Genomic DNA, 10,173 nt, shown 5'->3' on the forward strand with positions numbered 1-10,173 from the left:
TTAAACTTCATAGTAAGAGCTCCTCCCTGATGTGTTCTCGACAAACCCATCATACCGAGGAGCTCCTTTTTTTACAAAGCCTATTTCTTAAGCTCTACAGGATTGTTTAGCGCAATGTACTTGGTGATAATATCACATATATTCATTTCAATTATTATAATCATTTATTTTCATCATTTGAATTAGTATTGTTTTTAATGATGTCATTTACCACTGTGTTTATATCTACTTTATTTTCACTTTTACTAAATGGACCATTTTCACCCAGCATAATATCCATAATCTGATTATATTGCTCATTCGAGCTTTTATTTAATGATACTTTTCTAAGCTTCATTTGGTCTACAATAGCATAGATAACCCATATACAAAATGTTACACCTGATAATATTGTAAAGTTGTTATTAAAGACACCAATAATTAAGAATAAAAATATAAGAGCACCAATATAAAATGTTCTTATCATATTACCAATTACTCCAAAAATAAATAATTTTAATGGATATTTTCTTTTACTATTCATGCTATCCTCCACAATGTAAAGATTAAAGGGGTAGGTCTTTTCCTCGATGGATAAAAAAAGAGCAGCTGCTGTGACCGTCTGCTCACTTGATTCGTTCAACTAATGTTCCCCGTTAGCCATACATGCAGCGCAAGATCAGCGCTGCACCACAGAGGATGAAAATGTTTAAAATCTGTCAATACTTCTAATGGGGCTGGGAGAAGAAGGTCTATAAACTATGGTGTGCCATTAGAGCCCAACCGTTAGTCTGACTCCAACCATCACGGTGCATCACAGAATGTCGCACCCTTTACGGGTAGCACTTATGGGAGATTAATCCTTTTTGACTGGTTGCACCAGCCTTATCTTTGCTTTTAGAAGAAAGTCGCTACTACCTCTTCAACTATATAATAGTTAATATCATAGGCTCAGGCCTTTTTTTAAAAGTGCTTTTTTGGGTCTTTTTTTGTTTTGCTCATTTACTGGTTTTGGTACGATAATAACTAGAACAGAATGCTTCAGAAATCAAACCTCCTTCGTGTGTTTAATTTTTCATTCCCAATCTTTAGAAGTACTACTTAGACGTTATAAATTATGTTTTGTTGCATTAAAATCCTATTTCAACACGACAGCAGCCGAGCTTTTTAAAAGCCGGCTGCTTTTATAAGTCTTATTGCAGTGGTGTGCCTCCAACATAAAATAAAAAAGCCGCAGTATATGCGACTTCGATTGTAAAGATGTTCTTGTCATCCTACAGCCGTCCGAGCGAAAGAAAGGGAGGCGGTCTCCCGTCCTCCCCTTCCCGATCCTTTCGGTCAGTCGAAGTAAACCGGTTTCCCGGTTTCGGCGGAGATATAGACCGCCTCCAGAATCGCCGAAACAACCATCGCCTCTTCAGGCTTAACGAGCGGCTCTGCATCGTTCACGATGCAGTCGATCCACTGCTTGGCTTCGTACTCGAAATCCGTTAGATTCTCGCCTCTGAAGCGTTCCCTTGCCTTCGGATCCACGTCGATGACGTTCAGGAACAAGCTGCCGTCCCGTTCGCCGTTGATTCTCAGGCCACCGTTGAAATCCGCTCCACCTTTCGTGCCGCACAAATACGACCCTTCCGTCTTGGCGACATTGAGTGCCCAGCTGGTTTCGATCGAAACGACGGCGCCGTTTTTGAATTTCACATAGCCGAAGGCCGAATCCTCCACTTCGAATTCCTTTGGATTCCAGGAACCCCACTCGTTCGCCGCGTTCTCCGTATACTTTAACTTGTGGAATACGTTGCCCACGACGCTTTCCGGCTCGTAATTGTTCATCAGCCAGAGGATGAGATCCAGAGAGTGGGTGCCGATATCGATCATCGGACCTCCACCCTGCTTCTCCTTATCCAGAAACACGCCCCATGTGGGAACGCCCCTCCGTCTGGTCGCGACTGCTTTGGCATAATAGATATCGCCAAGCTCGTCGTTCTCGATCATTTTCTTCAGCAGTTGGGACTGCGCCTTGCTCCGGTTTTGGTAGCCGACCGTCAGCTTCTTCCCGGTCCGGACATGAGCGTCATACATGGCTTTCGCTTCGGCTCCGGTCTTTGCCATCGGCTTCTCGCACATGACATGCTTCCCAGCCTCCAGTGCCGCAATTGAAATCTCAGCATGAGAGATATTCGGCGTCAGAACATGAATGACTTCGATTTCTTCCATGGCGAGCAGCTGGTTGTAATCCGTGAATACCCGGGCGCCTGGCGCGCCGTACTTCTCGGCGGCTTCGTGCGCGCGTTCCTCGATTAGATCGCAGAAAGCAACCATCTCTGCCTGTTCAACTTTGGCTAGGCTAGGCAAATGCTTGCCGTTGGCGATCATGCCGCATCCGATGATTCCTATCTTGACTGTACGCATTACTTACATCCTCCCGACTGCTTGAATTCGACCGTTCTTCGCTCGTGATGCGCAATATAGGCCGTTTCCAGCAGCTCCGTTAGCTTCGTGCCATCCTCCAGCCCAAAGGGCATCAGCCCGTCGTTCAGGACGCCGTTCACCCATTGAGTCAACGGCAGCGGCTGCGCTTCGGGCAACCGGTAAGGAGAAATCCAACCCTGTAGCGGAGAATCGGCATTTTTGGATGCGACTTGCACGCTGTCTCCGGAGATGATGAGCGTTCCTTCCGTTCCGTACAGCTCGAACGCCGGCGGCGTCCGGTAAGTGACCAGACTGGTTTCCAGCAGCGCGATCGCATTGCTTGCGAACTCGATCGAGCATTGTGCGTTGTCTTCGACTGCTCGGCCCGTGAAATGGCTGAACATCGACGTGATGCGCTTCGGCTGGCCGAGCAGCCAGCTGGCCAGGTACATCGGGTGGCAGCCGAGATCCATCATGGCGCCACCGCCCGCTAGTTTTTCGTCGTACCAATAGTCGGGTAGCCAATTGCGGAGCGCGCCGTCATGGCCGTTTCGAATGCGCAATAGTGTTATTTCACCGAGTTGGCCTTCGTCCAGCAGTTGCTTAGCGAACAGATGATGCGGTCTGGTCCGGGCGGGGAACGAAATGCAGAACTTGACGCCTGCCTGCCGGACGGCAGTCGAGATAAGGTCGCATTCCGCGACGGTAAGCGCCATCGCTTTCTCGGTGAAAATATGCTTGCCCGCGTTCGCTGCGGCGATCATCACATCGGCGTGCATGCTCGTCGGAGCGTCGACGACAACGGCGTCCACGTCTTCCCTGCGGAGCAGAGCATCAAGGTCGGATTCGAATCCGGCTCCGAGCTCTTTCGCCCAGGCGCTACCCCTTTCCTTGTTTTCATCCCATACGGCCGTAATGTTAGCGTTCTCAAGAGATTGTAGATGTTTGGCGTACCCATCGGAATGAACATGCCACTTGCTGAGCATGGCAACATTTAGCATTCGAGAATCCCTCCAAGTCCATATTATAAAAAGGTGGCTCGCTGCTTATTCGACTTTAGGTGTATGCGTCTTGCAAAGGTTAGGTTAATCATGCGAGCAGTCATGGTGGAAGTGGTCAATTAATGGGAGCAGTCAGGTCAATGAGGGCAATCAGACAGTGAGCTGTCAATCAGCGGTAGGGGCGGTTAATCGTCTTAGTGAGTCTATATCAGCGCGAGCTTGAAATGCAGCATTGCTCTTTGTGCAGCAGCTTCACCTCCAACGCGTCAATTCAACTAGAATATATCATATATATTAAATATGAAACAATATTACATTAGGACAGAAAAACCATGAGATCGCGACGAAGAAGAGGATCCTTCGACAACTGTGTTTTTAATTTTCATGGTTGCCGCCATCATAAAATGCCTATAAAAAATAGGCTAACCAATATATTTGGTTAACCTATTATTACGAAAACCGCGTATGCAGACTTTCGCTGGTTTTTCATAATTTGATTGATGCTGCAGCCTTGTTACGTTATGGGGTTCAAAAGTTGCTGCGAAAGTTCATATGCGCTTCGCTCTACCCAGTTGTGGGCGAGTTTACCATTACGAACCTCCCATACCGCGATGCCTGTAAGCTGAATTGGGCGATCGTCGGGCTGAGAACCAAGTACACCTTGGTTATATCCCGTGACTACCCATCGCGAAACAACGCGCTTGCCATCGTCGCCGCTGAACATATCGAGGCTCTTTAACTTGATGTCGCGGATCTTCGAAGTGAATGTCCGTGCCCACTCCTTAAAGGCAGCGCGACCCACAACGTCGCCATCCGAGTTCGAGAGAACAAAGTCATCCGTACAGAGACGGTCGATGACATCAAGATTCTGTGGAAGGTTATAAACTTTAGCCCATAATTCCCTGAGAAGCTCTTCACCGATGTTGCTGGGTAAATTCATCTGATCACCTCATGCCCATTAAACGGGACAGCCAAAATTAGTCCTAGACTGTCCCGCTTTGATTATTTTATGAAGTCCATTTTGTCAAATTCTAAGTGATTTAAGGGATTACGGGAGCAATGGAGGCCCTATAATCAGGGTATCATTTTGCTCGGCCAGTCGCCCAATTTCCTCGATTGAATGTCGGCCAATTTCAGGGAAGAAATCATCAATTCCGCCTGGCGCAAAGGTGAAAAGAATACGTCCACTATCTAGTCCGATATTTGCCCACGCATGTGGTACGCCACGGGGAACCACAACACTCGTTCCCGGAGTAGCTTCAAATTCCTCTTCTCCCACTTGGAAAAGGAAAGTGCCTTCTAGAATCTCGAATACCTCTTCCCTTTCTTTATGAATATGCTTCGGTGGACCAATCAAAGCTGGTACACGCGCTTCAATGACGGTAATCGCTCCGCCAACTTGACTGCTGTGAATACGAATAGCCATTTGTTCCCCTGGCATCGTATCGAACCATTCGAGATCCTTGGCGAAAGTAACAGCTGCTTTGGTTAAGACTTTATTTGTCTGTTCCATTTTTTATCTCCTCGCATTTCAAGTCTTTATCATCTATCCACTGCATAAACGCCTATCTTCTTATATCGCAAACTTTTGACCTATCAGTTGTTCACTAAGACTCCAGAGCCGATCGGCTGCTTCCGAATCAACCGCATACGGCATCACGCCGGAATCCGTTAAAGTCGATTCATTGTCTAAATCAAAGTCTGACTCAGCGTCATGCCCCAGAGGAGCGATATCACAATTCTCACAATAGACGCCGCCCATATTGTTAAGCTCTGGGCTTGTCGCACACCATACGCTGGTAGCAGCCCCTTGCCCTATCGTCTTGAGATTTTTCGCGGGGTCGAGAACCGGCTGTCCGTGCTCGTCAATGACACCGGCCGCTCGCAGTTCCTCCTCCGAAAGATGTTTTTCGAGGCCGGTGCCGACGATGCTGCCCGGATGAAGGGAGAAAGCTCGCACTCCGTCGGCTTGACCGCGTTTGTCCAGCGCTACCGCGAAGAGAATGTTGGCCGTCTTGGACTGGCCATAGGCTGCCCAACGATCATAGTCGCGTCGGTCGAAGTTGGGATCATCAAACACGACCGGCGAAAAGTGATGCCCCCAAGACGATACTGACACCACCCGCGCGCCGTTCGCCTTGCGCAGCGCTGGCCATAGCCGTGATACAAGCTGGAAATGGCCTAGATGGTTCGTCGCGAATTGCGATTCATATCCCCTCGAATCGCGGGACAGCGGAGACGCCATAATGCCAGCGCTGTTTACCAAGATATGCAGTGCTTGCCCGGTGGCAAGAAACTTGTCTGCAAAGGCATTAATAGAAGCAGGGTCCATCAGATCCATCACTTCAATATCAACGCCGTCGATGTTTGCAAGGGCGTTCACTGCTCTATTGTAGTCTCTCGTTGGAACAATAACCTTGGCGCCTGCAGAACGCAGTACCCGCACGGTCTCAAGACCAAGTCCGGAATAGCCCCCGGTGACGATGGCCGTTTTATCGGAAAGGTCAATTCCGTTAATAACGTCTTCGGCTGTTACAGAAGCTCCAAACCCAGAGCCGATTGGTGTTTGCTTTGTTGTCATAATAAAGTTCTCCTTTAAAGGTTAGTATAATAAATGACTTATCATGCCTTGCTATCTGTAGCGAAACGATAGCCGCAATGTTCAGCTAATATAATTGGCAATCCTATCGTAACTTTTTTGATTTATACTTTGATCATCATTACAACCCCCTCTACTAGTTACTTAGACAAAAAACGTTTAATGTCTATGCGCCTATACTATACAACTGGACAAAGTTTGTAAAGTGTATAATAATAACATCATGGACGACAAAAAGAGGCTTCATATACTAACCGTAGCTTTGGACGTGTTTTTCAAGTATGGCTATAAGCGTGTGTCAATGAATGAAATAGCAGAAGCCGCCGGCATATCACGAGCGGGTCTGTATTTGTACTTTAAAAACAAGGAGGAAGTTTTTAACGCGACGATTCTTCACTATGGCGACCTTCTTATTGAAGAAATAAAGGAAGGTCTCTCTTCCAAGAAAACGCCTGAAGACAAAATTTTATATGTGTTCGAGGTATGGTCTATAAACAATTTCGATCAATCGTTGAACTCACCGGAAGTAAAAGAAATGACTGACAGCTCGTATACATTCGCTCAAGAGGCACTCCATGAGAGCTACAATAAGCTTGAGGTCGTTTTAATCTCTATCTTGGAATCCAAGTCGACATCAGCCAGCAACCTAAATAGCCTATCTCCAGAGAGATTGGCACATCTTTTAACAAGTGCATCTCGAGGGTTTAAAATTGTCGCCAGAAACTCTTCGGAACTACGCGAAATGATTGAAGACTTGCTTCGAATGCTTTTAAGCAAATGACAAGAACTTCTATAAATAACTGGCGGCCGAAATAAAATCAGCGTAACCGGAATAATCCGGTAACGCTGATTTTTGTTTTATATTTTAATCGAGCTGCATACTGGTCTGCGTATTTTTTAAATTGATTGTTATCACTGGTCAATAGCCACATAAAAACGAGCGTTTTTAATGACTTCTTCTACCGTTTCTGAGGGTTGTTTAAGCGAAGTGTCATAACTAAATTTGTTAGTTGAAGGTGAACTCTCCATTTTCAGCTGCATTCTCCGGTTCACTAGATAAAAAAACCATCACCAGGCTTGGTGATGGTTTTTTTATTAGCACTATGCCGTTATTTGAGCAGCAATGCCGTTCAAATCGGCTACGTCTTCGTCAGATAGCTTCAAGTTGGATGCACCGGCACAGTTAACGATGTTTACCGGTTTGCTGGCGCCGGGAATCGGCAGAATGATTGGCGACAATTGAAGCAGCCATGCAATCGCGATCTGTTGCGGCGACGCATCATAACTCTTGGCGATCCGTGAAAGCATCTCGTTGCTGCCGATGCCTTGCGCGTTACCCATACCGTTTAGAGGGCTGTACGGTAGGAAGGCGATACCGAGCTCTTCGCAGCGCTTCAGCACTGCCATGGACGAATGGTCAAACAAATTCATACGGTTTTGAACAGAGGCAACCGTTACAATTTCGCGGGCTTCTTCCAGCTGTGCAACAGAAACGTTCGACAGCCCCACGTGAACGATCTTCCCTTCCCGCTGCAATTCCGCGACTGCCCCCACGGATTCCGCAAACGGAACCTTAGGATCCGGACGGTGGAACTGATAGAGCGTGATTGCTTCCGCGCGGAGCGCACGCAAGCTGTCCTCGCACGCTTGACGCAAGTGTTCAGGACGGCCATCAGTTTCCCAACGTCCATCCGGACGAACGTGGCCGCCTTTTGTCGCAATGATCGCTTCGGGACGATTATGTAATGCTTTCGCCAACAGACGTTCGTTATGACCGTTTTCGGTCGAATTCAAGCAGTACGAATCGGCCGTATCGAACAGGGTAATGCCTTGCTCCAATGCGGCATGCACCGTTCTGATGCCATCTTCCTCTGTAGGGCGTCCATTAACGGACAACGGCATTCCACCCATTCCTATTTCCCCTACGATTATTCCCGTCGAACCTAGCTTACGTTGTTGCATTGTCATAGTACAACCTCCTTAGAGATAGTTATGAAGCTTCCAAGAGTAGTGACGAAATATTCTGCTTTAGTATACCAGTTCAGCTTTTTCACCAATAGTACTGAAAAAAAGTTCATCTAGTTACTCTTAATAACCCACCGATTTCCTTAAAGTAAGAATATTTTCCAGAAGGAACGCTTGGTTTTTTTCAATTCCTCTGTTTTTACACCAAACAACTGCGCTGAAAGCATCATAAATATTATAAAATGGCAGCACTCTTTCCAGAGCCAACATAGGTCGAATCGATTGATAACCTTCGATGTACGGTGTCTTTGTTCTCGGATTGACTTCCCAAATATATCGATTGACTTTTGTGAAATCTATTTCCGATGATCCATCACGGGCACTCTCGAAATCAATAACGCCAGTAACCTCGTTACCATTCACCAATATATTACCTGGTCTAAAATCCATGTGAACAATGCATGGATCGTCAGGATCCGGTAAAGTAGAGAAAACTCTATCAAAGTGAAGAATACATCTTTCATACAATTTTGAGTCGAGAATCTCTTTGCATGGCTCTTTCCACTTTTCAAAATTACTTTTGATATGTAATCTCCAATTATTTTGGTCTAGTAATTTATAACCATCGGTTACATGGTAACCATAACCGGGAGTTTTAACCTCATGGAGCATAGCATGATACACGCCAATTTGAAAAGAAAGTTTCTCATCAATATCTTCTGTACAAGGCGTACCTTGAATTGCCGAAAGAAGTAATGCTCCAGTAGTACTGTCATCCCCGTACCAAATGTCCAGTACCTTAGGAACAGGTATAATATCCTTTAATGTTTCAAGCATCTGAAATTCACGAAATAGTTTATCCTTGTTAAATGGAATTTTCACAAAAACGTTTTCTCCACCGACAAGAGTAAGTTTGTATACATCTGAACTAAATGACTCTGGAACATCATCTATATTCGTAACGCTCAACTTTAGCTTTTCTATAACGGTAAGAATTGAGATCATAGGGTACCTCCTGTTTTAGCTAGCAATTGATAGTTCGATTCGTTTCTCCGAAAGCCTAATATACATAAAATAAAAAAGCCGCAGTTTATGCGACTTCCTTTGTACAGATGTTCTTGTCGTCCGACACTTGTGTTGTGTCACAATTGGGTTGTCGTATTCCCGTTGATCTCTGTTACAGTGTGCTGGAGGCTTGCTCTAGAAGACCAGACAGCAGGACAAGATCCGGTGTATCCCCTTCACGCAATTTGATCCATTTTCGCTCGCTTGGGCCTTCGAATCCCTTCGGAAAGTCGATGCCGTTTGCATTCATGATCATAAACGCAATGGCGTCCTTTGAAGGCGAAATAACCGCTGCATAATGTCCATTTTTCAGAAAATGCGGTTTCTTGTACTGAATTCGTTCTTCGACTTCGGGGATCGTCTTATGAATAATGTCCCGCAGGGTCGAACTGATCTCACCCTGCCATTTAGACAGATTTTCAATGTAGGCCGTAACTTCCTGATTCAATTTGTTATTCCCTCCTATTTGGATGGTCCATTGGTTATGAAGAAAATATACTACTTCTGGAATATGACTGTAAAGTGATATAAATTTTCGCTTATTTATATCGATTCAACCTGAACCTCACGTAGTCCTATCCGTTAGGACATCTTTCATATTCAGTCTAATCGGCTTGGAGCACCTCGTCTCCACACTCTTCTATGTAGCGTTTATGCCGATCTTTCATCGGTTCTGAAATGTGCTCTTTACAAAAAAGAGGTTCTTCTTCGATACAAAGGAACTTCTCTACAAGCCTCAGGTTTTCTGCCCCCTCAAACTCGACGATATGTATCTCTTCTAATACGACTGTCGCTTTAGCACTGTCTAGAAAACTAGCTGTGTCATAGTGAATAACTCCATCATACCCCAATTCCTTCATGTTTTTTTGAAAATCAGAATCCGATTTACGTTTGTTGATTTGATTTTGAACTCTTTTCCCTACGCCACCATTTGCTCCGGATATTCCTATATAAAGTATCTTATTTTTGGAGCAATAACTCGTCTGGCCATAAAAAATATAAAGGCCGGGAAACTTCATGTCGAATATTTCATTGATACTTTGAGGGGATACATCATATACTTTTGGCGGAATAATTGCTTTTGATTTCGAATATTGCTTCTTAAATCCTCTGAGAAGCGCTTCTAATATTTCATCCATGTGAATGATCACC

At 45.4% G+C, this 10,173-nt stretch carries 11 protein-coding genes; 1 reads left to right on the forward strand and 10 read right to left on the reverse strand.

What is annotated here, in order from left to right; translation table 11 throughout:
* Positions 1-160 precede the first annotated feature (160 nt).
* From AC0YNT_RS14980 to AC0YNT_RS15005, 6 genes are all read right to left on the reverse strand, one after another.
* A complete protein-coding gene (locus tag AC0YNT_RS14980; protein ID WP_475805329.1) occupies positions 161-622 on the reverse strand; it encodes a hypothetical protein in 462 nt (153 codons plus the stop codon).
* Between the two features lie 695 nt (positions 623-1,317).
* Positions 1,318-2,391, reverse strand: coding sequence for a Gfo/Idh/MocA family protein (locus tag AC0YNT_RS14985; RefSeq protein ID WP_475805330.1), 1,074 nt, complete (start codon positions 2,389-2,391; stop codon positions 1,318-1,320).
* Positions 2,391-3,392, reverse strand: a complete 1,002-nt coding sequence (locus tag AC0YNT_RS14990) for a Gfo/Idh/MocA family protein (protein ID WP_475805331.1) — start codon at positions 3,390-3,392, stop codon at positions 2,391-2,393. The genes AC0YNT_RS14985 and AC0YNT_RS14990 overlap by 1 nt, the downstream gene beginning before the upstream one ends.
* A gap of 514 nt (positions 3,393-3,906) precedes the next feature.
* Complete coding sequence (locus tag AC0YNT_RS14995) at positions 3,907-4,332, reverse strand: ester cyclase (RefSeq protein ID WP_475805332.1); 426 nt, start codon at positions 4,330-4,332, stop codon at positions 3,907-3,909.
* A gap of 108 nt (positions 4,333-4,440) precedes the next feature.
* Positions 4,441-4,905 carry a cupin domain-containing protein gene (locus tag AC0YNT_RS15000; RefSeq protein ID WP_475805333.1) on the reverse strand — a complete coding sequence of 155 codons (465 nt, stop codon included), beginning with the start codon at positions 4,903-4,905 and terminating at the stop codon, positions 4,441-4,443.
* Positions 4,906-4,965: 60 nt separating this feature from the next.
* The gene (locus tag AC0YNT_RS15005) at positions 4,966-5,973 is read right to left on the reverse strand and encodes an oxidoreductase (RefSeq protein ID WP_475805334.1); all 1,008 of its coding nucleotides are present in this window, start codon (positions 5,971-5,973) and stop codon (positions 4,966-4,968) included.
* A gap of 241 nt (positions 5,974-6,214) precedes the next feature.
* On the opposite strand from AC0YNT_RS15005, the gene AC0YNT_RS15010 reads away from it, so the two are divergent.
* Positions 6,215-6,772: a TetR/AcrR family transcriptional regulator gene (locus AC0YNT_RS15010; RefSeq protein WP_475805335.1), complete on the forward strand. Its 558-nt coding sequence runs from the start codon at positions 6,215-6,217 to the stop codon at positions 6,770-6,772.
* Positions 6,773-7,092: 320 nt separating this feature from the next.
* Here the strand turns inward: AC0YNT_RS15010 and AC0YNT_RS15015 are convergent, their stop codons facing one another.
* From AC0YNT_RS15015 to AC0YNT_RS15030, 4 genes are all read right to left on the reverse strand, one after another.
* Entirely contained in the window at positions 7,093-7,959 is an 867-nt protein-coding gene (locus tag AC0YNT_RS15015) for an aldo/keto reductase (RefSeq protein WP_475805336.1), read from the reverse strand.
* Positions 7,960-8,079: 120 nt separating this feature from the next.
* A complete protein-coding gene (locus AC0YNT_RS15020) occupies positions 8,080-8,961 on the reverse strand; it encodes a phosphotransferase family protein (protein ID WP_475805337.1) in 882 nt (293 codons plus the stop codon).
* 172 nt (positions 8,962-9,133) lie between these two features.
* Positions 9,134-9,469 carry a DUF1801 domain-containing protein gene (locus AC0YNT_RS15025; protein WP_475805338.1) on the reverse strand — a complete coding sequence of 112 codons (336 nt, stop codon included), beginning with the start codon at positions 9,467-9,469 and terminating at the stop codon, positions 9,134-9,136.
* 157 nt (positions 9,470-9,626) lie between these two features.
* Positions 9,627-10,160 (reverse strand): hypothetical protein, encoded by a 534-nt coding sequence (locus tag AC0YNT_RS15030; protein ID WP_475805339.1) that lies wholly within the window; start codon positions 10,158-10,160, stop codon positions 9,627-9,629.
* Positions 10,161-10,173 lie beyond the last annotated feature (13 nt).

The sequence above is a fragment of the Paenibacillus sp. J22R56 genome (genome assembly GCF_056269375.1).